14 protein-coding genes and 10 pseudogenes are annotated in these 19,988 nt (G+C 62.8%); 10 read left to right on the forward strand and 14 right to left on the reverse strand.

Annotated elements, in window-relative coordinates:
- Window positions 1-434: 434 nt before the first annotated feature.
- Window positions 435-1,142: a glutamine amidotransferase-related protein gene (locus tag NKI41_RS29990; RefSeq protein WP_352686357.1), complete on the forward strand. Its 708-nt coding sequence runs from the start codon at window positions 435-437 to the stop codon at window positions 1,140-1,142.
- Window positions 1,143-1,180: 38 nt separating this feature from the next.
- Here NKI41_RS29990 and NKI41_RS29995 read toward each other — a convergent pair.
- Window positions 1,181-1,471, reverse strand: a pseudogene (locus NKI41_RS29995) (integrase core domain-containing protein); the annotation flags it as partial.
- Window positions 1,472-1,716: 245 nt separating this feature from the next.
- Between NKI41_RS29995 and NKI41_RS30000 the strand changes: the two are divergent.
- The 7 genes and pseudogenes from NKI41_RS30000 (at window position 1,717) to NKI41_RS30030 (ending at window position 6,711) form a co-directional block, all read left to right on the forward strand.
- Window positions 1,717-2,939, forward strand: a pseudogene (locus NKI41_RS30000) (IS110 family RNA-guided transposase).
- 285 nt (window positions 2,940-3,224) lie between these two features.
- Window positions 3,225-4,477, forward strand: a pseudogene (locus NKI41_RS30005) (IS256 family transposase).
- A gap of 101 nt (window positions 4,478-4,578) precedes the next feature.
- Window positions 4,579-5,078 (forward strand): annotated as a pseudogene (locus NKI41_RS30010) (IS110 family transposase); the annotation flags it as partial.
- Complete coding sequence (locus NKI41_RS30015; protein WP_352686415.1) at window positions 5,065-5,289, forward strand: FCD domain-containing protein; 225 nt, start codon at window positions 5,065-5,067, stop codon at window positions 5,287-5,289. The pseudogene NKI41_RS30010 and the gene NKI41_RS30015, both read left to right, overlap by 14 nt.
- A 74-nt stretch (window positions 5,290-5,363) precedes the next feature.
- Window positions 5,364-5,694: pseudogene (locus NKI41_RS30020) on the forward strand (type II toxin-antitoxin system HipA family toxin); the annotation flags it as partial.
- Between the two features lie 156 nt (window positions 5,695-5,850).
- A complete protein-coding gene (locus tag NKI41_RS30025; protein WP_352686360.1) occupies window positions 5,851-6,096 on the forward strand; it encodes a transposase in 246 nt (81 codons plus the stop codon).
- Between the two features lie 423 nt (window positions 6,097-6,519).
- The gene (locus NKI41_RS30030; RefSeq protein WP_352686363.1) at window positions 6,520-6,711 is read left to right on the forward strand and encodes a hypothetical protein; all 192 of its coding nucleotides are present in this window, start codon (window positions 6,520-6,522) and stop codon (window positions 6,709-6,711) included.
- Window positions 6,712-6,831: 120 nt separating this feature from the next.
- Here NKI41_RS30030 and NKI41_RS30035 read toward each other — a convergent pair whose 3' ends face one another.
- Window positions 6,832-6,981, reverse strand: a complete 150-nt coding sequence (locus tag NKI41_RS30035) for an ATP-binding protein (RefSeq protein ID WP_502901258.1) — start codon at window positions 6,979-6,981, stop codon at window positions 6,832-6,834.
- Between NKI41_RS30035 and NKI41_RS33405 the strand changes: the two genes are divergently transcribed.
- Window positions 6,913-7,227, forward strand: coding sequence for a transposase (locus NKI41_RS33405; protein WP_502901259.1), 315 nt, complete (start codon window positions 6,913-6,915; stop codon window positions 7,225-7,227). The two genes, NKI41_RS30035 and NKI41_RS33405, sit on opposite strands and share 69 nt — an antisense overlap.
- A gap of 187 nt (window positions 7,228-7,414) precedes the next feature.
- On the opposite strand, the gene NKI41_RS30045 is transcribed toward NKI41_RS33405, so the two are convergent.
- The 7 genes and pseudogenes from NKI41_RS30045 to NKI41_RS30075 form a co-directional block, all read right to left on the reverse strand.
- Window positions 7,415-7,855 carry a UPF0149 family protein gene (locus NKI41_RS30045; RefSeq protein ID WP_352686366.1) on the reverse strand — a complete coding sequence of 147 codons (441 nt, stop codon included), beginning with the start codon at window positions 7,853-7,855 and terminating at the stop codon, window positions 7,415-7,417.
- Window positions 7,852-8,856 (reverse strand): IS66 family transposase, encoded by a 1,005-nt coding sequence (gene tnpC / locus NKI41_RS30050; protein WP_352686369.1) that lies wholly within the window; start codon window positions 8,854-8,856, stop codon window positions 7,852-7,854. Before tnpC ends, NKI41_RS30045 begins: the two co-directional genes overlap by 4 nt.
- A 133-nt stretch (window positions 8,857-8,989) precedes the next feature.
- Window positions 8,990-9,328: pseudogene (locus NKI41_RS30055) on the reverse strand (transposase domain-containing protein); the annotation flags it as partial.
- A gap of 249 nt (window positions 9,329-9,577) precedes the next feature.
- Window positions 9,578-10,288 carry an IS66 family insertion sequence element accessory protein TnpB gene (gene tnpB / locus NKI41_RS30060; RefSeq protein ID WP_352686372.1) on the reverse strand — a complete coding sequence of 237 codons (711 nt, stop codon included), beginning with the start codon at window positions 10,286-10,288 and terminating at the stop codon, window positions 9,578-9,580.
- A 57-nt stretch (window positions 10,289-10,345) separates the two neighbouring features.
- Window positions 10,346-10,788, reverse strand: a pseudogene (scpB, locus tag NKI41_RS30065) (SMC-Scp complex subunit ScpB); the annotation flags it as partial.
- 5 nt (window positions 10,789-10,793) lie between these two features.
- A pseudogene (locus NKI41_RS30070) lies at window positions 10,794-11,320 on the reverse strand (DUF1403 family protein); the annotation flags it as partial.
- Window positions 11,311-12,125: pseudogene (locus tag NKI41_RS30075) on the reverse strand (IS5 family transposase). The pseudogenes NKI41_RS30075 and NKI41_RS30070, both read right to left, overlap by 10 nt.
- 767 nt (window positions 12,126-12,892) lie before the next feature.
- On the opposite strand from NKI41_RS30075, the pseudogene NKI41_RS30080 reads away from it, so the two are divergent.
- Window positions 12,893-13,417 (forward strand): annotated as a pseudogene (locus tag NKI41_RS30080) (4-phosphopantoate--beta-alanine ligase); the annotation flags it as partial.
- A 923-nt stretch (window positions 13,418-14,340) separates the two neighbouring features.
- On the opposite strand, the gene purU reads toward NKI41_RS30080, so the two are convergent.
- From purU to NKI41_RS30105, 5 genes are all read right to left on the reverse strand, one after another.
- On the reverse strand, window positions 14,341-15,225 hold the full coding sequence (gene purU / locus NKI41_RS30085; RefSeq protein WP_352686375.1) for a formyltetrahydrofolate deformylase: 885 nt from the start codon (window positions 15,223-15,225) through the stop codon (window positions 14,341-14,343).
- An 82-nt stretch (window positions 15,226-15,307) separates the two neighbouring features.
- The gene (folD, locus tag NKI41_RS30090) at window positions 15,308-16,198 is read right to left on the reverse strand and encodes a bifunctional methylenetetrahydrofolate dehydrogenase/methenyltetrahydrofolate cyclohydrolase FolD (protein ID WP_352686378.1); all 891 of its coding nucleotides are present in this window, start codon (window positions 16,196-16,198) and stop codon (window positions 15,308-15,310) included.
- Window positions 16,195-16,761 carry a sarcosine oxidase subunit gamma gene (locus tag NKI41_RS30095; protein WP_352686381.1) on the reverse strand — a complete coding sequence of 189 codons (567 nt, stop codon included), beginning with the start codon at window positions 16,759-16,761 and terminating at the stop codon, window positions 16,195-16,197. The genes folD and NKI41_RS30095 overlap by 4 nt, the downstream gene beginning before the upstream one ends.
- On the reverse strand, window positions 16,754-19,684 hold the full coding sequence (locus NKI41_RS30100) for a sarcosine oxidase subunit alpha family protein (protein WP_352686384.1): 2,931 nt from the start codon (window positions 19,682-19,684) through the stop codon (window positions 16,754-16,756). Before NKI41_RS30100 ends, NKI41_RS30095 begins: the two co-directional genes overlap by 8 nt.
- The gene (locus NKI41_RS30105; protein WP_352686387.1) at window positions 19,681-19,986 is read right to left on the reverse strand and encodes a sarcosine oxidase subunit delta; all 306 of its coding nucleotides are present in this window, start codon (window positions 19,984-19,986) and stop codon (window positions 19,681-19,683) included. Before NKI41_RS30105 ends, NKI41_RS30100 begins: the two co-directional genes overlap by 4 nt.
- Between the last annotated feature and the right edge of the window lie 2 nt (window positions 19,987-19,988).

Below are 19,988 nucleotides of genomic sequence, written 5' to 3' on the forward strand. Positions count from 1 at the left end.
CTCATCGGCATTTTTGAGAAGGACGACGGGTACGTCTTCAGTGAGACTGTCCGAGTGACCGAGAACGGCGCGAAGTCGCTGAGCAACATGTCTCGTGAGATGCTGATCAACTACTGAGTTTCTTTGCGCATTGCAAATCTTCCTATGGCCTTGGTAACTCCGTCATTCGACGTCCTACCTAAAGCACGGCGAACACCTTTGGGTGAGCGCTGATCATCTCGATTACCGATGACTGGCATATCTATTCTTTGTTTGCCGGTTTCGAGTGGAACTTGTAGACGTGAGCGAGCCAATAAGGAGACTCAAATGAAAATAACCTGCATATCAGTTTTTGAGATTGCAACGACTTATCCACCCTACAGGCTATCGCGTGGGCGAGTGTGGCAGTTCCCGAGCATTCGGAAGTCGGACAACGTGGGGGAGAGCAGCGGTCAATGGCACGTATAGTCGTAATTTGCCACGACGAGGAATTCGGCGATGATCGCGTCACGACCTTCTTTCGAGGAAGGAACGTAGAGCCACAATTCGTCATGCCTTTCAAGGGCGAGACCCTTGGTGACGTCGACGACGGGGTTGTCGGGACCGTTGTGCATGGCGGTAGGTTCAATGTATTCGACGATGACAAGCATCCTTTTCTGAAGGACGAAAAAAAATGGGTCGACCAGTGCCTTAAACGCAATGTGCCGACGCTTGGAATTTGCCTCGGTTCCCAGATAGTGGCAAACGTCTTGGGCGCGGCCGTCGGTCCTTTGCCCGCCGAGCCCGGCGAGTTCGGCTACTATGAACTCACAGCGACGGAAGCCGGAAAGGAATACTTTCCCGACCGTCTGCATGTCACGGAGTCACATTGGCATCAGTTTGATGTGCCGCGAGGCGCCGATTTGCTCGCTGGAAGTCAGCTCTTTCCAAATCAGGCCTTCCGATATGGAAGGCAGGCCTTCGCCTTCCAGTTCCACTCGGAAGTGACACCGACAATCTTCCGGCGCTGGCAGCGTGAGAACAAGAATTATGATAGGCCCGGTGCGCAACCTCGCGAAGAACAGGACAGGTTGATGGCAATACACGACCGTGCGCAGCACGCGTGGTTCATGGGTTTCCTCGACCGGCTGTTTGGCCCAGGGTTGGATGCTGAAAACGCCTAAGCCAAGCCAGGCAGGCAGCGTGACGTTGCCCCCAGTTTCTATCCAGTTTTGAGTTCATTTCCGGCGTGGGTTGTGCCCTGCTGGGCGGGTGAAGCGACGGGCGCTGGCGCGGAGCCTTTGGCGCAGCGCAGCGCGAGCGACACCGTCGCAGATTGAAGGTGGTGGCGAACTCGGCCGGTGTCTGCCAGGCGATTTGGGAATGCGGCCGCCCGGTGTTGTAGTCGGCGCGCCACAGGGCGATGGCGACGCGTGCCTGAGCCAGCGAAGTAAACAGCGTCACGTTGAGCAGTTCATCGCGGTCGGCCGTTGAGGCTCTCGATAAAGCCATTATCCGGCATGATGTTCTTGGTGCCATCGTTTGTTCGGTACGTCAGGTTCGTTAAGCTTGGCGCATCCGGGCCACGGGGCACCGGGAGCACGCAAGTGCGGGCAGGCCGTCGTATGCAGATGAACTGCGAGTTCGAGCACATTATCTGGCCGCCCCTACGACTCGCCCGGATGCGCTGCGAGCGCGGATCCGTATTTGTCGTGTTGCCCGCTCGCTCCCTGTTCGTGACCAACGATGGAGGGAACCGTGCGCATTATCGGCATGGACATACACCGCGTAGCCGCCGAGGTCGTGTCGTTGCTTGATGGCAAGATCGTCAAGCTCGGCCGCGTTCAAATGCTGCGCAATAAGCTCGAGGAGTTCGCCAGGAAGGAACTCACCCACGATGATCATGTGGTGATCGAGGCCACGGGCAATGCTGCTGCCGTCGCTGAAGTGCTGTCGCCCTACGTCGATCGGATCGTGATCGCCAATCCCAAGCAGGTGCACATGATCGCGCACGCGAAGGTGAAGACTGACACGATCGACGCCACTGTCCTTGCGAAGCTCTACGCCTCGGGCTTTCTGCCGGAGGTCTGGGTTCCGGATCCGGGGACCCTTGCCCTCCGAAGACAAGTCACCAGGCGGACACAGCTGGTTCGCCAGCGTTCGCGGCTGAAGAACCTGATCCAGTCAATCCTCCACGCCCACCTGATCCCGCCGTGTCCGCATGGGAACCTCGTCGGGATCAGCGGGCGCAAATGGCTGACGAGGCAAATATTGCCTGCGGATGAGCGCGCCGCCATCGAGCGCCACCTCGCTTGATTAACCAGATCAACGAGGCGTTGACGGTGGTCGAGGCGGATATCGCCGTACATGCCCTCCAGGATCCGACAATCCGCCGCCTGATGACGTTGCCCGGCCTCGACGTCACCGTGGCTGCGAGCGTTGCCGCGGCAATCGGCGACATACGGCGCTTCAGCGATCCACAGAAGCTCGTTGCCTATCTTGGCCTCAATCCGAGCGTGCGGCAGTCCGGTGAGGGGCCAGCCTATCACGGGCGCATCACGAAGCAGGGCCGCGGCCATGCGCGGGGGATGCTGGTCGAGGCGGCATGGGCGGCTGTGCGATCGCCAGGACCTCTTCGCTCCTTCCACAAGCGGATCGCCTCGCGCCGCGGGAAGCACATCGCGGCCGTCGCCACTGCGCGCAAGCTTGCAATGATCATCTGGCACATGCTGAGCAAGGATACCGACTACATCTGGACCCGGCCGGCCTTGCTCGCCCGCAAGTTCAGATCGGTCGAGCTGCGTGCCGGCCTTCCGACCAGCCATGCCAGACGCGGCACCGCCTTCGACTACAACATCCCGGCCAAGCGCGCCGAAGAACGATCCCGCGTCGAGAAGGCGGAAGCTGCCTATGCAGCAGCGACTTCCCGATGGCGAACGAGGCCGGAAAGGCAGAAGGCTGTGGAAAAAGCCGCCGAATGAGAAGAACGGGCTATTCTACAACATCCGTCTGCATCGGCTTGCCGGGCGCAATGTAATGCCATTCGACGCGGTTCTGATCCGCCCAGGAGAGGATGGCGTGAGCTATGGCGGAAGGTGATGACGGTTTGAAGAAGGCGGCGTATCGAGGCGGGTGACAAAGCCTGCCAGAACCTCACGAAGGAGCGATACGCCATGAAGACAGATAGCAGCATTCTGACCTTTCCGCGCACCCCGACACGCTCGACGATCCCCTGACATCGGTTCTGCGCGAAGGCGCGCGGCAGCATTCTGACCTTTCCGCACCCCGACACGCTCGACGATCCCCTGACATCGGTTCTGCGCGAAGGCGCGCGCCGGCTTCTGGCGCAAGCGGTCGAGGCGGAAGCGGAGGCGTTCCTGGCGGCGATGGCTGACGAACGCCTGGCCGATGGTCGGGCTCGTCTCGTGCGGCATGGCCACGGCCCGGAAAGGGTGATCCAGACGGGGATCGGCCCGGTTCCGGTGAAGCGTGCCAAGCTGCGAGATCGGGCTTTGGAGGGCTCGGGCGCGGATCGCATCACGTTTACCTCGGCGATCCTGCCGAAATGGGCACGACGGACGAAGAGCCTCGATGCGCTGCTTCCAGTCCTCTATCTGCGCGGCATCTCAAGCGGCGATTTCCAGGAGGCGCTTGCCGCCCTGCTCGGCAAAGAGGCGCCGAACCTGTCGCCGTCGGTGATCGGGCGGCTGAAGGAGGAGTGGCAGGCCGACTATGATCGCTGGCAGCGCCGCGACCTGTCGGCCCGCCGCTACGTCTACATCTGGGCCGATGGCGTCTATCTTCAGGCGCGCATGGAGGATGATGCCGCCTGCATGCTGGTCGTCATCGGCGCCACGCCGGAAGGCAGGAAGGAACTGGTCGGCTTGCAGGTCGGCGTGCGAGAAAGCACGCAGAGCTGGCGCGAACTGCTTGTCGATCTGAGGGCCCGCGGTCTGTGCGTCGCGCCGCAGATCGCTGTCGGCGACGGGGCGCTCGGCTTCTGGAAGGCGCTCGAGGAGATCTTTCCTTCAACCCGTCATCAGCGCTGCTGGCAGCACAAACTCATCAATGTCCTCAACAAGGTGCCGAAGTCGGTGCAGTCGAACATGAAGGCCGATCTGCGCGAGATCCGCGACGCGCCGGATCGGGCGACCGCCGAGGCAGCTATTGCCGTCTTCGTCGACAAATACGCCGCCAAATATCCCAAGGCCGTCGACTGCCTGACCAAGGACCGTGAGGCGCTTCTGACCTTCTTCGACTTCCCGGCCGAGCACTGGGACCACCTGCGCACATCGAACCCGATCGAAAGCGTCTTCGCCACCGTCCGGCACCGGACCGTGCGCACCAAGGGGGCGCTGTCCCACACGACGGCACGGCTCATGGTCTTCAAGCTGGTCATGAGCGGGCCAAAACCTGGCGGCGGCTGAAGGGCGAAAATCAGTTGCCAATGGTCATCGCCGGCGTCAAATTCACCGACGGTGTCGCAGAGTTGGCGACACCAAACCACCGCGCCGCTTGATCGGCCTCATCACCCAATTCCGACCATAGCTCTGCGCTCCTGGTTGATGGTAAAACGTGGTCTGCACGCAACAGCCACAAGCATCAGGAAAGGAACGCAGCGTGAAGCATTATATTGGCCTCGATGTTTCGGTGAAAGAAACCTCCATTTGCATTGTTGATGAGACGGGCAAGATTTGTCGTGAAGGGAAGGTGGTCAGTGATCCCGATGACCTAACTGTAGTTCTGAACGATGCTGCCTTGTGGATTGAACGGATCGGGCTTGAGGCCGGTCCCCTGTCACAGTGGCTGTTTGAGGGCCTTGCCAAGGCTGGTTGCCGGTGATCTGCATCGAGACCCGACACACCAAGGCATTCCTTAAGGCCTAGCCAAACAAGAGCGATCGCAACGATGCGCGCGGCATCGCGCAGATGATGCGCGTCAACCTATACCGCCCGGTGCATGTGAAGACGCTAACCAGCCAGAAGCGGCGGGCGTTGTTGACGGCGCGCAAGCTGTTGCAGGAAAAGGCCCTTGCCATCGAGAACGATCTGCGCGGCGTACTCCGCAACTTCGGCCTCAAGGTCGGCGCTGTCGGAAGCGTGAAGTTTGAGGCGCGCATTCACCCTTCGCATCCATCTCGAGCGTGTCCGCCGCATGCTGATGACGCCGGAGGACCGCCATCGCTCCACCCTGGAAGAGCATCGCGCGGTTTTCGAAGCCATCCGATCGGGCGAGTCGGAGGCGGCGCGGGCCGCCATGCGCAATCACCTCGACCATACCGCCGTTATGCTGGAACTCTTCGCCCGGCAAAATCCCGCCCGTCTCGGATAGAAAAAATGCCCCAGGTGGTCACCCGGCGCCGGCAAGGGCATTGGTCGGGCGGTCGCGCTGATGTTCGCCTGCACTTGGGGTTAACCCGCGGCGCGTTCGCGCCTCCCACCGGACTGACCACGTTCGGCTCGATCGGCGATTCCGCACCCGACACCTGGGGTCGTCGCCTTATGCAACGCGCCGAACGCCGCGCCGCCGAACGCGACGGCTGTACTGTCCGCACCCTTGCGGAGAGCGATTACCTGCTCGGAGTCGCCGAGACGCGCCTCGGGGCCTGCGCTTCCGCTGGGTCGGCGAAGCGGTCTTCCAAGCGCCGATCTGGGCCGGCGTTCCCGCCTTGATCAAACCCGGACGCTGCTCCAGATCACCGAGCGGATTTTCCGGGACGAGGACCTCCAACTCATCGGCACCTGGGTCAGTCGGCAGGTTGTCAGACTGCCCTGCGTCTTCGGCTTTCCCCATAGAGCCTTGGATGGATGGGGAAGCGCTAATCCGATGCCATGTTTCGCGGCGTGATGAAGACGGCGACACTCTCGTGATGAATCTGCGCGGGAGGTTTGATTGCAGTCTTCACCCAAGTCGAGACTTGAAACATTTGCGGTTATCGAGGCGGTAGCGAACCGGCTCGAGGAGATGCCTTTGCTGCGCCGGCGCTGGTCGGCGGAAGCGAAAGCGCGGATACTGGACGAGGCGCTGGCGCCGGGTGCGAACGTGTCGGCGGTGGCGCGGGCGCATCACGTGAGCCCGCAGCAGGTGTTCGCCTGGAGGCGCAAGGCGATCCGCGCTCCGGCGAGATTGTTGTCTTGACGCGCGGGTCGGGAGCAGAGCCGCAGAGCTTCGCGCCGGTGGAAGTGGCGCGTGAGAATGGCGCTCGTGCAGACGGCCTGAAAATCGTCATCGGGGATGCGACGATCCGCGTGGGGAGCGTTGTTGCTCCAGTCCTTCTGGTCGAGACGATCCGGGCCGTGCGCGCGGCATGATCCCTGTCGGAGCCAAGGTCTATGTCGCGACACGGCCGGTCGACTTCCGCAAAGGTCCGGACGGCTGGCGGCGCTGGTGCGCGACACGGGCGCCCATCCGTTCTTATGTGTCGGTCGTGGATATGTGGCGGCGCTGTCTCAAAGCGGTTAATTCTGCGGTGATCGCGAGCTTTGCCGCCACATAATATCTCATCACTTTCTCCTTCGGGCTCAGGATTTCTCTGGCGCGCCCGTGATGGAGAGAAGTGTAATGTTGGAGTTTTATTTCAAATATCCGAGTGTGCTCAGACGTCTTCGCAGCGGCGCACTTGGTGAAGAGATGGACCGCATTGCAGCGCATTTCTCCCAGGTTGGTTACAAGCACACCTCGGCCAAGGTCTATATTGGTCGGCTTGCCAGATTCAGCGAGTTCGCTGCGTATTCCAATGATTCCGGACAGTGATTCCGAGACGAAACCGGACACCTATTCCGATAGAATACCGGACGCGATTCCGAGGCGAAGCCGGACGGCTTAGAGCGCCTCTGGGTCTCTTTCGATATTTGTCGACGAACTCGTTTTCGGTCAAGCGGGAGTTGCGTCTGGGACTGGCAGGACCTTGTGTTTGCGCATGCTTTCGCCAGAAAGTTCGATGCGATAGGCGTTATGAACAAGGCGGTCGAGAACGGCATCGGCGATGGTCGGATTGCCGATCATGTCATACCAGTGATCCACGGGAATTTGACTTGTGAGGATGGTGGAACGCTTCTCGTAGCGATCCCCGGCGTCGGCCCCGTGGTGGCGCTGGCCTACACGGCCACCATCGATATTCCGGCGCGGTTCCGGAATTCCAGAGCAGTGGGGCCGATCCTGGGCCTAACGCCTGTTCTCAACCAGTCCGGCGAAAGCAAGCGTGTTGGCCGCATCTCATTGGTAAGCGGTGCGCCAAGGCACCTTTCCCGAAATCGTCTTGATGGTTAAGCTGTTGGTCGGCGTGCCGGCGCCGATCACTCCCGATCGTCATGACGGGTGACGTAGTGGAGTTCGCGCAGGGCGGGGATAACGAGGGCGATGTCTTTGTACGCCTCGTGCTCGATGAAGTGCGCGGTCTCGGGCCCCGGCCTGGGCTTACCGAGGACGGGCCTGCCCTTTTTGTCGACGCAGTAGATCAGGATCGGCAGCAGCAGGCCGTGGTTGGGGTTGTTGAGGTCGAGTAGCGATTTCCATTTTTGATGTTGAGATTGATGGCTGCGTGGAACCCCTGGCACCACGGCCGCGGGTCGATGCCGCCGCTGGGCTTGGTGGCGAATCGGGGCGCATAATCCTGCGGTCTGTCGAAGAGCGTCTCGTTGATCCGGTTGTGGATCCTGGCGACGCTGGCAAACACGGCGTGATCGGTAGCAGATCCTTTGGCCAGGGCGTCGCGCGGCAACCCCATGAGCGGGCACATCCAGTCTTGCGGGTCCGCGAACCGCGGCCCGGTGACCGCCGCCGTTACGAAGCCATCCAGCGCCGACATGGTCCGCACCAGCGGGCGGGGGGCGGGTTTGATGGCCATCCAGGCCTCGAGCGCCTCGTCCGACAGCGCCATGTCATCGATTGCGCTCATGCCGCCAAGGAGAGCGGCATCGCTTGGCGGCGCACCCAATTCCACGGCATCAGCTCATCCCATCGCGAGGCTGGCCAGTCGTTCTGGATGCGCTCGGTGACATCGGCCATGTAGGCTTCGGCATCGACGCCGCTGAGCTTGCAGGTCTCGATGATGCTGAGCACGACCGCTGACCGCTCGGCCGCGGCGAAGCTGCCCGAGAAAAGCCAATTGCGCCTTCCGACCGTAAATCCGCGAATGGCCCGCTCCGCGATGAGGTTGTCGGGCTCGAGCTGGCCATCGTAAAGGAAGCGGTTGAACGCTCGCCATCGCTTGGTGCCATAGGCGAAGGCCTTCGCGATATCGGCATGGCGCGACAAACCCTTGCCTTGGCGCGTGAGCTGTCGTCGCAGCGCGCGGACCAGTGGTCGGGTTCGCCTTCGTCGTGCGGCCAATCGCTCGGCGGGCGGCAGCCCCCGTATCTCTTCCTCGATCCGGTAGATCGCCTGGATACCGGCCATCGCCGTCGTGCTGAGCTCGGTCGGCTGGCTGTCGTGAACGTCGAATATCTTGCGACGCAGATGGGCCAGGCAGGCAGCTTCTCGAATGGCGCCGCCCTTGTAGAGCTGATTGTAGCCGCTGAAACCGTAGGCCTGGAGCGTGCCGGCAAATCCGGCGAGCTCGCTCATCACGCTCTCGCCGGCGCGGCCCATGGTGGCGCGATACCAGGCGATCGGCGGCTCCTGCGAACCCGAGTTGCGGTCGTCGGCGACGTAAACCCAGAGCGCGCCCTTGTGTGTCTTGCCGTTGCTGGGCGCCAGGATCGGAAGCCGCGTGTCGTCGGTGTGAATCTTGGCGCGGGTACGGCCGATCTCACGGAGGCGATTGTAGATCGGATCGAGCAAGGCGGCGGCATAGCCGGCGCTGCGCGCAAGCGTGGATCGCTCGATATCGACGCCCTTGGCGGCCATCATCTGGGCCTGACGGTAGACGGGCAGATGATAACCCCACTTGGCCATCATGTATGGGCAAGCGCGGCATAGCTGAGCTTGCCGCGTGCAATGGCCTTGGCTGGTGCCGGCGCCTGGATGATTTATCGCAGGTCCGGCAGCTGAACTTGGGTCGAACGGTCTCCATCACCTGCCAGGCCTGGGCGACCAGATCGAGCATCTCCTCGCTATCTTCGCCCATGGCGCGCAGATCGCCGCCGCAGCCCGGGCAGCATGCGCAAGAGGGCTCGCGAACGACCCGCTTGCGCGGCAGGTTCGGGTTGAGCTTGCGCACCGGCAACACCCGCACCTTGTCGGTGTCAGCGACGATAGGCAGTTCCGGATCGGGCGCGCTGGCGGCGAAATCGATCTCGAGATCTTCGAGTTCGAGCCGCATCTGGTCCAGCTTCTCGGAGGAGCGGCCGAAGGCTTTGCGGTTGAAGCGATCGATCTGCAGCTGCAGGCGCTGGATGCGAAGCGCGGCCTCGGCGCGCTCTCTTCGCAGCTGCTCATCCCGTTCAGGCTATGGCGATGTCACGGGCACAAACCGCCGCCTCCAGAGTGGCGATGCGAGCGAGGAAATCAGCGGCTGAGGGAGCTTGTTCCGACACCCAAATTACATCCCGAAACACCTCATCTACGGAAGCAAAATCGACAGAAAATCAATGAGAAACGGCCGAATTTAGCCGGCCAGACGCGGTCGATAAATCTTGTTCGGCCGGCGCCAGTCGATCCCGTCCAGAAGCAGCGAAAGCTATGCCTTGGTAAGCGACACAGTCACCTGATCCTTGGTGGTCGGCCAGGCGAAACAACCCTCGGAAAGCCGTTTTGTAAAAAGGCAGAACCCCTGGTCATGCGCCAGAATCTTGATGATATGACCTTTGCGTCCACGGAAGCAGAAGATCGCGCCGGTATGCGGGTCGAGCGCGAGCACCTGCTGCACCATCCGCGCCAGGCTGTTGATCCCGCGGCGCATATCGGTCTCGCCGCAGCAAAGGTAAATCCGGTCGGTCGGCACCACGGTGATCACCAGGTCAACTCCGCCAGGACGATACCCCAGCGCCGTCGGATCGACGGTCCCGTCGATCCGCAATCGCGTGCCGTTCGGAAAGGCCACGACGACCCTGCCGGCCGGGTCCGGGCAATCGGCGACGGGACGCGCGACCTCGGGCAGATCGTTCACTTCGATCCGCGCGAAAGTTGCCATCGCCCGATCGGCCTCCAGCTCGCCGCCGGCCATCTGCTTGCACCAGGCATAAAGCTGTGACGGAGCTACGCCGAACGCCTCCGCGACCTCGGTCACCGACGACCCCGCCGCGCTCGCCCGATCGACCAACGCGCGCTTCTCCATGCAACTCCACAGCCTCCGCTGCCGCACGCGCCCGGGCACCGCTGCACAATCTTCGGCCGGCGCCCCGCCGCTTAACTCGGCGACCATATCGCCCCCTGCATGTTCCAATGTCATGGCGCGAAAGCTCCATGTTCATCAGCCTATTGCAAGGTGCCTTGGCGCACCGCTTACGAAGGAAGAGAGTTCGGCGCGGGTGATCGGCTGGAAGTAGGCGATGCACATCAGAACCAGGACCTCTGACTGCGTGAGGTCGACTGCACGACCGCTGCCGCCGACGGCTGTGCCAAATGCACTGCGGATGGCGTCGGCATAGGCCGGCCGGGTCAGGTGCTTCCAGCCGCCGGCGACCGCGACCAGGTCATAGGGACGGCCGCGCAGCTCTTCGCGAATGTCGTCGATGAGAAGATCGATGCTGCAGCTTTTGCCGACAATGCGGCCGAGCTTTTCGCGGGACACCGGTTCGCTTGCGGCAAAGATGGTCGCTTCAACACGGTTCATCCATTCGCGCCAGCGCGCCTCCGGCGGCAGCTGATCCAGCTCCCGGTCAAACGCTGGTCAGCTGATCGACGGTCATCTGGCCGGCTCCCCCCTCGCCTGCGCGCTGCCTCCGCCATGATCGTCAGAGCCCGTAGATGCGGAAGGTCGGGCGGCCGGACAGCTCGCGCACGGCGCCGAGTTCGACCAGTCGGTCGAACAGGCGGCGCAGCCCGCGGTCGCTCATGCCGGCGATCCTTTCGGAGGCGACGATCGCGTCGTCGCACAGGAGTCTTTCGACGACCATGTCCGCCGCCTTGGCCCTGAGCTTTGGGGCAACAGCAAGCAGCCGGTCCGCGCGGCGCTCGAACTCGGCGGACAGATCGATGGCGCGCAGCGCAGCGCGCGCCTGGGCGGCAAGCAGGCCTTTGGCACGCTCAGGATCTCAATGCCTGTCGCGACAGAGCTGGCCAACGATCGACGCGGGCGAGCGCTTATGCCCAAAACCGCTTCGGCGCCCAGCAGCGGCACCGCGTGTGCCCAACCCAGCCGTTGCGCCAGCAGGGCGTCGGCGAGCCAGGCGCCAAGGGCGCGCCCCAAGCCGTGGCGTTCGGCGATCCCGATGGCGCCGATCATTATTCCCACTGTCCCGTCCCTGGCAGCTAGTCCTCGTGGACAAAGGGTAGCCAAAGCTTGACTGCTGCGATGGCGACGAAGCCGAGGTAAGACTCCTTGGTCTTGTCGTATCTGGTGGCGACGCGCCGCCAATTCTTGAGCTTGTTGAACAGCCGCTCGATCAGGTTGCGCCACTTGTATTTTTCGGCATCGTGCGGCGCAGGGTCCTTGCGGTTGCGCTTGGCCGGGATGACAGCCTCGATCTCGGCTTTTGCCAACTCCTCCCGAATGGCGTCGGCATCGTAGCCCTTGTCGGCCAGCAGCGCTTCGATCTTGTCGGCGATCATCCGCAGCAGTGGTGCGAAGCCCTTGATGTCGTGTGCTTCTCCGCCCGTCAGGACGAAGCCGAGCGGACGGCCTTTGGCATCGCAGCGGGCATGCAGCTTGGTGGTGAAGCCGCCCCGCGACCGACCAAGCCCCTCTGTCTGCTGAGTCCCCTTTTTATGCCGACTGCGCAGTGATGCGCCCGGACGATGGTTGAGTCGATCATGTCGGCGGTGCCGTCTCGCTCGACCAGCTCGGCCAGCGTTTCGAGCATGGCATCGAACACGCCTGTTTCGACCCATCGTCGGTAGCGGCGGAACACGCTGTTCCACTTGCCATATTCGTCGGGCAGGTGCCGCCATTGCGCACCCGTCCGCGCCATCCACATCATGCCCTCGAAATAGAGCCGGTTGTCTTGTGCCGGTCGGCACCCGCCCCCGCGCTCGGGCGGCAGCAACGGCCCGATCAGCGCCCACTCCTCGTCCGTCAGACCGATTCGTTCGCCCAAAGCTTCCTCCAAAAAGAAGCCTTGAATCAATCCGAGAGTCTCACGTCAACCTTTGTCCACGAAGCCTAGGCAACGCGGCACACCTCACCATGATACGACGCTCCAAGGCGACCGCAAGGACGAGCACGGAGTGTCACTTGGCAGTCAAAGAATCGGTCCTTTCGGTCATATTGGGGTTGCCACTTTATGACGATCAGCTTGGGTCAACCTTTGGCGCCGATACCCAGTCGTGGTGCTTATGAGATACGCCGGGCCATCGGCTTCGGCCAACCCGGCCGCGATTGACCGCAGCGCCTTCCACGCCACATCGAGTCGGCGTAGCGCCTCGAACAGGAGTTCGTGGTGCCGCTGAGCTTGTCGGAGGGATCATCGACACCTGACGTCACATCGCCTCCTCGTCACAACCATTGAGCCAACAGAATGCAGCAACTAATTCGCAAACGCAGGATATACTTCCGTCAAAACCTGAAAGGCGCCTAAGGCGCGATGGAGATTAGGTCTCGCGAATTTGTGATGTCTGCTCGCCGCATTTGATATTTATTTGAGCGTCCGAGGGAATTTCATAACTTCGTTGTTGCAGAAGTATCGATCAAAACGGTATGGGATCAGAAAGCTCGAGGATCGAATTTGAGCACACCAAGCTCCGCTGTGTGTCGTTTTCACTAAAAAAGATCACGGATGGCAGGCTGGCGGCCTGACGTGCGTGCACGATAGGCGGAACAAGCTTTGCGGGTTGTCAATCGGCTCGGAAAGGGGGGCTGACGCAATCTCGATGAAGTTTGCGTTCATGCAGCACCTGCGGCGCGTTCTGTCCGGGGCATTTCGAAGGCGTGGCCACCGTGGTGGCAAAACTCTTGCTGCAGACCGGCGCCGATCTCGCCTACTTCGGCGGGAAAGATTTCCAGCAGCTGCACGTGGTGCGGCGCATGGCGCGTGATCTGGACATTCCGATCGACATCGTCCCTTGCCCTACCGTCCGTGAACCCGATGGGCTGGCGCTCTCCTCGCGCAACGTGCGCTTGTCACCGTCAGAGCGGCGGGCCGCACCCAGGCTTGCCGCGATCCTCTCCGATGCGGCCACACGCGTCGCTGGCGGAGCGGCGGTCGACGCAACGCTCGACGAGGCGCGATCGGCGATAGCCGCGGCGGGCTACGCCCGGGTCGAGTATCTCGAGTTGCGAGCCGAGGAGGACCTCGCTCGGATGCACACACTTGACCGGCCCGCGCGCCTGCTCGTGGCCGCCTGGCTTGGCGAGACGCGGCTGATCGACAATGTCGCAATGCCGGCCCGGTCGGGAGCCACCACGCGCGCGGCGGCTTGAGACGGATTTCGCCGGCTGCTCCCTCCGTCCTGTTCCGCAAGGTTGCTGCACTTGTTTTTGCAGGTGGCGGAGCTATGCGCTCATCGTGTAGAACATCGCACACGAGGCGCTCAATGGCGGGCGATCGAACGGCTAGGTGCGAATGCCATGTTCAGGCTGCCGCTTCCCAGACGCAAATAGCGCAGCGCCAGATCAATACCCAGTCCGCCAGGCATAGATCGCGCCGTCGACCTTTCCGGAATCGGCAGTGGCCGACCCTGAAGCGGCAGATGCAATATCTGCCCCAACCCAGTGTCGTCGAGCGATTCGTCGCCAAAGCGTCTCCCCGATAGTACGGTATGATGACCGCGTCATGTTGGTCTTGCGCAAGCTCGCCCCGTGTGCCGACTTCATTCGCGAGCGGCTGCACTGCCGGACGACCCTGGTAAGTCTTTGCCGACAGCCCTTACCAAGGCCGCCTTTGGGCGGTGCGGTTCGCGCCAAGGTGGCAAGCCACGCTTCGTCGCTATCGGTATATGAGGCCGTGACTAAGCAGAAACGCTCGAACGGCTCGATGCCTGGAACCGGCCAATTCATTGGGTTCGCGGTCGTATCGAGAAGGGTATTCGGCACATGGAAGCGCAGTTACGGCCGAATGCAATCTCGCGGCCTTGCCAAAGCCGCCGTGCAGGTCCGTCTCACCGCCATCGGCTACAACCTCAAGAGCGCTCTCAGCATCGTTGCAACAGCGGTATGAACGTTGAGCACCAGGCAAAGAGCCGTGGACTGCATACCGGAACGACCCTGCGGGTCGGGTCTTGAATGCCGCCAGCCGCCACCACAACTACCCGCGCTCAAGTCTCGCAGTTTCCGACTTACGGCCGCGAGCTGGTCCCGCCGCTCACTCTCTTCAGCACCTCGCACTCGCCGACGGCTAAAGTCCTTCACCCCATCCGCTCGGAAGCATGTGCGCCGGGCGATGGCGGGAAAACTACGGTGCGGTCGCCGTTGAGGAAGGTGCGGTGCTGGATATGCGCATGGATGCTGCGGGCCAGTACCTGCGCTTCCACGTCACGTCCAATCGACACATAATCGGCTGAGCTCTGCGCATGGGTAATGCGGGCCACATCCTGCTCGATGATCGGACCTTCATCCAAGTCAGCCGTCACATAGTGCGCGGTGGCGCCGATCAGCTTTACCCCGCGCTTGAAGGCCTGCTTGTAGGGGTTGGCCCCTTTGAACGAAGGTAGAAACGAGTGGTGGATGTTGATGATGCGACCCGACATCTTCTGGCACATCGCATCCGATAAGACCTGCATGTAGCGCGCGAGCACGATGAGGTCGGCGCGCGTCTCCTCTACAATCTCCATGATTCGGGCTTCGGCCTGCGGCTTGTTGGCTTTAGTAACGGGCACATGGTGGAAAGGCAGGTCGTGGTTGACGACCACCTTCTGGTAGTCGAGGTGGTTGGATATGACGGCAACGATGTCGACGGGCAGGGCGCCGATGCGCCAGCGGTAGAGCAGGTCATTCAGGCAGTGACCGAAGCGCGACACCATCAGGACGACCTTCATCTTCGCTTGGGCGTCGTGAATGTCGAAGCTCATGTCGAAGTCATTTGCCACCTCGGCAAGGCCTTCTCGCAGTTCTTGCAGGCCACGCCCCTCCTCGCTGATGAAACTCATCCGCATGAAGAAGCGATCGGTTTCGGGATCGTCGTATTGTGCGCTGTCATTGATGTTGCAGCCGTTCTTAGCGAGAAAGCCCGCCAAGGCGGCGACGATGCCGCGCCGGCTGGTGCATGTCACGGTCAGAATATACTTGCTCATGGGTCCATCCAGAAAGAAATAGGTCCGGCCATCGCGGACAAGAGAAATGCGAGAGCAGCCATGAAAGGACACGCCGTGTCGATCAGGCAGCTAATCCTTCGGGGTCTTCCAGCCCGCTGATGCGGCAGCAGGCGGTCAGGGTGTTCGCAAGAAGACAAGCGATCGTCATCGGTCCGACGCCACCCGGCACGGGCGTCAGGGCGCTGGCGATCCCGGCGGCGCTGTCGCGCTGCACATCGCCCACGAGCCGCACCCGGTCTTCCCGCTCGATCTGGTTGATGCCGACATCGATCACCACCGCACCCGGCTTGATGAAATCGCCGGTGATCATCTCTGCCCGCCCCACTGCGGCAACCAGAATGTCGGCCTGACGGCAGATCGCGGCAAGGTTTTCAGTCCGGCTATGGGCGATCGTCACGGTGCAGCTTTCGCGCAGCAGAAGCTGGGCCATCGGCTTGCCGACGATATTGGAGCGCCCGACCACCACGGCGTTACGGCCGGCCAGATTGCCGAAATGCTCGCGCAGAAGCATCAGGCAGCCGAGCGGCGTGCAAGGGATCATCGAGCGCTGGCCGGTTGCCAGCAGGCCGACATTCGTGACGTGGAAGCCGTCGACATCCTTGGCGGGATTGATCGCGTTGATGACCGCATCGGCATCGATATGCGGGGGCAGCGGCAGCTGCACCAGAATGCCGTGAACCGCCGGGTCGGTATTCAGCTGTGCGATCAGCGCCAGCAGCTCCACTTCGGCCGTTTCAGCGGGCAGCTTGTGCTCGAAACTCGCCATGCCGGCTGCAACGGTCTGAACGCCCTTGTTGCGGACATAAACGGCGCTGGCCGGATCGTTTCCCACCAGCACCACTGCCAGCCCCGGCACGATGCCCTGTTCCGCCTTCAGTATGGCAACGGCAGCGGCAACCTTCTCGCGCAGGCGGGCGGCAAAGGCCTTTCCGTCGATCAGATGCGCGCTCATGGTTTTCTGTCTTCGAAGCGCAGGATGTGCCTTTCAAGCGCATGCCAGATCGAGCCGGCCGCCGAGCGCATGCCCAGGATCGCGATGTGTTGGGCGGTGCGCCGGATCACGAACACGCTCATATGTTCCAGGCCGGTGCGCGTCGCCGAGCCGGACGGGAAACGGGTCGGGTCGATGTTCACGAGCTTCGCCATCAGCTGAAGGATCGGCGCCTCACCTGAGGACGAGCGGAGCTCGAAAGCGACGAAGCCGTCGGTCTGTTCCGTAACGGAGCAATCCGGACAAAAGTTCATCACTTCCGCGGTGAAGTCCGTGTCCGCTCGGTCCAGCCCTTCGATCATCCACTGGTCGGGGCCGGTCCAGAAGGCTGCGACCTCGCCCGATGGTGTCCAGGCACCGGGTCCGGGCAGGTCCAGGCCGAAAGGCGCGGGTTTGGGCGTACCCCGGCGCAGGGCTAACGCGGTAAGCGCCAGTCCGCTATTTTCTTCGAGGTCGAGTGCGCCGTGGCGGAGACGGCGTGGCTTGTCGCCGCCAAGCGCAGTGATGGGCTTGAGGTCAGGCACGCAGGCGCTCTCCTTGCGGGTCGACGAAGTGGGGGGAAACGACGCGCAGGCGCACGCTCTGACGCTGGATCGGATTGGCCGCAACGATCACCTCGCCCTGGCGCGCCGCGCCATCGAGGAGGAAGCCCAGACCGATGCTCGAGCCAATATGGGGCGAGAAGCAGGCCGAGGTGACCCAGCCCTGATCATTGGCCGTGTCCTCTTTCGCGCTTTCCGCGAAGAGGTGCGAGCCGGCCACCACGGGCTCGGACGGGTTCACCGGCTGGAGACCCACCAGCACGCGCGTGTCGGCGAGCAGGCCCTCGCGCCGCGACATCACCGCGCCGATCGAGTCCTTTCTGACTGAGACCATGCGGCCCATGCCCAGCATCTGCGCCGTGCTCTGGCCGTTCAACTCATTGCCGGCGGCGTGGCCCTTTTCGATGCGTAGCACGCCGAGCGCCTCCGTGCCGTAAGGGGTCGCGCCCAGATCCTGTCCCAATTCCACGAGACGGGCCATCAAGGCGTTTCCGTAGCGCGCGGGCACCGCGATCTCGTAAGCCAGTTCGCCGGAGAACGAGATGCGGAAAAGCCGCGCGCGCAAACCCCCGCAAACCGACAGGTTCGCGCAGGCCATGAAGGGGAAGGCCTCGTTCGAGAGATCGAAGCCATCCACCATGCGTTCGAGCAGCTTGCGCGCATTGGGTCCGGCCACCGAAAACTGCGCCCAGGCATCGGTGGTGGAGATCAGCTGCACGTCGAGTTCCGGCCATAGGCATTGCCGTGCGAACTCCATGTGGCGGTAGACCGTGCCGGCATTGGCAGTGGTGGTCGTCACCACATAATGGGCCTCGCCTAGGCGCGCGCAGGTGCCGTCGTCCCAGGCCTGCCCGTCCTCGCGCAGCATGAGGCCATAGCGGACCATGCCGGTCCTCAGGCTCTTCATGGCGTTGCAATAGAGACGGTCGAGGAATTCGGCCGCGTCCGCGCCCTGCACATCGACCTTGCCGAGCGTGGTCACGTCACAAATGCCGACGCCCTCGCGCGTCGCCAGCACCTCGCGGTCGACCGACTGCCGCCAGTGGGTCTCGCCAAGCCGCACGAAATATTGCGCGCGCATCCACTGACCAACTTCCACAAAGACGGCACCCTGGGACGTTGCCCATTGATGGCTGGGCGTCAGACGGCGGGGGCGGAAATGCGATCCCGTGTTGCCGCCGCCGAGAACCGAGATCGAGACCGGCGTGTAAGGCGGGCGGAAGATGGTGGTGCCGGTTTCGGCGATCCCCTTGCCGGTCATTTCGGCCATCACGGCGAGGGCGGTGACATTGGCCGTCTTGCCTTGGTCGGTCGCCATGCCGAGCGTGGTCCAGCGCTTGAGATGCTCGACCGAGCGCATGTTTTCCTGGTGCGAAAGCTTGACGTCCTTGACCGTCACATCGTTCTGGAAGTCGATCCAGGCCCGGTGCTTGCCCGGTACATGCCAGAGCGGGCTCAGGTTTGCAGGCGCGTCTTCCGCAGCGGGCAGTTCGGGCAGCGTGGCGGCGATGCCAATTTCGTTCAGCGTACGGACAGCAGCTTCCGCGCCTGACACCAGTGCCGCATGAGTCGTGCCCCGGCCCGCTGCCGCACCGGCAACGATCATGCCTCCGGGCAGCTCGGTAGGCGGCACGAAGGTCTGCTGCGACTCGTTCCAGACCGGACGGCCGCGCTGATGCGAGGCGAGATGCACGTTCGGGTTCCAGCCGCCTGACACCCCGAGCGCTCCGCACGCGATCCATTCCGTGTTGCCGCCGCGTGTGACTTCGATTGATTGCAGGCCCAGCCGCCCCTTGGAGCCGCTGACCACCGCGTCGCTGATCACGCGATACTGACCTTTCGCCTGCGCGTCGGCGCGCGTATCCACCACCGCGGCGATCTCGACACCGCGGGCGAGAAGGTCGAGCGCTGTCTGGTGGCCGTCATCATTGTTGGTGAAGATCGCAACGCGCCGGGCGGGGCTGACCGCCCAGCGATTGGCATAGGCGCGCAACGCGCCGCCCAGCATGATGCCGGGCCGGTCATTGTCCATGAACGGGATGTGCCGCTCGGTGGCGCCTGCCGCGAGCACCGTGTGCTTCGCCGTGATGCGCCAAAGGGTCTGGCGGGGCTGGATACCGGGATCGGCGCGGTGATCCGAAACGCGCTCGACCGCGCCGTAAATGCCATGATCGAACGCGCCGAACACCGTGGTGCGGCGAAGAATGCGCAGGTTGGGGAAGCACGCGAACTCGGCTTCGAGTGTCGCGATCCATTCCGTGGCGGGCCGGTCGTTCAGCGAATGGCTCTCGGCCAGCAGCCGCCCGCCAATGAGATAGTCCTCATCGCCAAGGATGACTTGGGCCCCGGCCCGCGCGGCGGTCAGCGCTGCGGCAAGGCCTGCCGCGCCTGCGCCTACCACGAGCAGGTCGCAGTGCAGGAAGCCCTTGTCGTAAGGGTCGGGATCGGCCTCCATCGACAGGCTGCCCAAACCCGCGGCGCGGCGGATCGCCGGCTCGTAGAGCTTTTCCCAGAAGGCGCGTGGCCACATGAAGGTCTTGTAGTAGAAGCCTGCCGTGAGGAAATTGGCGAAAAGGTCGTTAACCGCCATGCCGTCGAAGCGGAGCGAAGGCCAGCGGTTCTGGCTCTGCGCTTCGAGCCCGTCGAACAGCTCGGCCATCGTGGCGCGTGTGTTGGGCTCGCGCCGCGCGCCGCTGCGCAACTCCACCAGCGCGTTGGGCTCCTCGGAGCCCGCCGCGATTAGCCCGCGCGGACGGTGATATTTGAACGAGCGGCCCATCAGCCGCACATTGTTGGCCAGCAAGGCCGAAGCGAGCGTGTCGCCGGGGTGGCCGGCATAGCTCTTGCCGTCGAAGGTGAAACGCAGCGTGCGGCTGCGGTCGATCAGGCCGCCGGATAGTCTCATGCTGCGTTTCCCCCATCGCGCGGGGTCCGGTTGCGAAGCGCGACGTCGCGGGCGAGTTCCGCGCCCAAGATCTCGTGCGTCACCGTGTTGCGCGTCACCACGAGCCAGGACCGGTCGCCCTGTTCATGGAACCACAATTCTCGGTGCACGCCCGCCGGGTTGTCGCGCAGGTAGACGTAAGGAACGAACGCGTCCGTTGCGTTCTCCGCCATGCCGGCGGGGCGGTCGAGCAGCGAAACATCGCCGAGATAGGAAAACTCATGCGCATCGCGCAGGCCGAGCAAGGGATGGGGGATCAGCATAA

The sequence above is a fragment of the Mesorhizobium sp. M0601 genome (assembly GCF_040320845.1).
Lineage (GTDB): Bacteria > Pseudomonadota > Alphaproteobacteria > Rhizobiales > Rhizobiaceae > Mesorhizobium.